The sequence below is a fragment of the Burkholderia sp. Ac-20345 genome, from assembly GCF_017104825.1.
Classification (GTDB): Bacteria; Pseudomonadota; Gammaproteobacteria; order Burkholderiales; family Burkholderiaceae; genus Burkholderia; species Burkholderia lata_B.
The window spans coordinates 1-811 of sequence record NZ_JAAGPO010000541.1; the positions used below are offsets into that span (position 1 = coordinate 1).

The window sequence follows — 811 nt, forward strand, 5'->3', positions numbered from 1 at the left end:
TTGCATGACGAGAGAGATGTGAAGTACGTAGGGTGTCATACCTGTGTTCGTTTTTTTTTTTACTGACTCGGGCACCCCCGATCTCTACACGATAGATCACACTCTTCCCCTACCCGACGCTCTTCCGATCTGCCCGGCGCGTGATGTCGGTGGCCGCGTCGGGCGGCAGGCGCGTGAGCGACGCATAGACGCTCGCATAGTCGGCCGGGTGCGCGAGCGCCCATTGGCCCGCGCGGGCGAGCCGCGCCAGCACGTCCGCGAGCGCCGTGCGCTTCGCGCGATCATCGAGCGTTTCGACCGGCGACGTGAGGAACGCCAGCCCGGAATTGATGCCGCTGCCGTCGCGGACGATGCGCGCGCCGCGCCGTACCGCATGCCCGTAGTACGGGTCGAACGTCGCCCAGATGCCGATCCGCTTCGCCTCGAACGCGGCGAACGCATCGACGGGCAGCACGAAGCGCACGTCGACGTCACTTGGCGCGAGGCCGTGTTCGCGGAGCGCGCCGTACAACTGGTACTGCGAGATGCTGCCGCGCGCGGACGACACGACGACGGTTTGTCCTTTCAGGTCGGCGACGGTGCGGACCGGCGAATCGGGCTGCACGACGATGCCGAGCGACGCCGGCGAGCCGACGCGTGTCGCGACGATCCGCAACGACGGGTCGCCGAGCGCGGCCGTCAGCACCGGCAGGTCGCCGGCCGGTGCGAGATCGATCGCGCCCGCGCGCTGCGCCTCGAACAGCGGCGCGGCACCCTGAAAGTTGGCCCAGCGGAACCGGTAACGCGTACCGTCGAGCACGCGCGCCGCTTC

Annotated in this window: 1 pseudogene; it reads right to left on the reverse strand. The window is 68.6% G+C overall.

The features are described 5' to 3' along the window. Positions 1–133: 133 nt before the first annotated feature. Positions 134–811, reverse strand: a pseudogene (locus G3O06_RS48545) (ABC transporter substrate-binding protein); the annotation flags it as partial.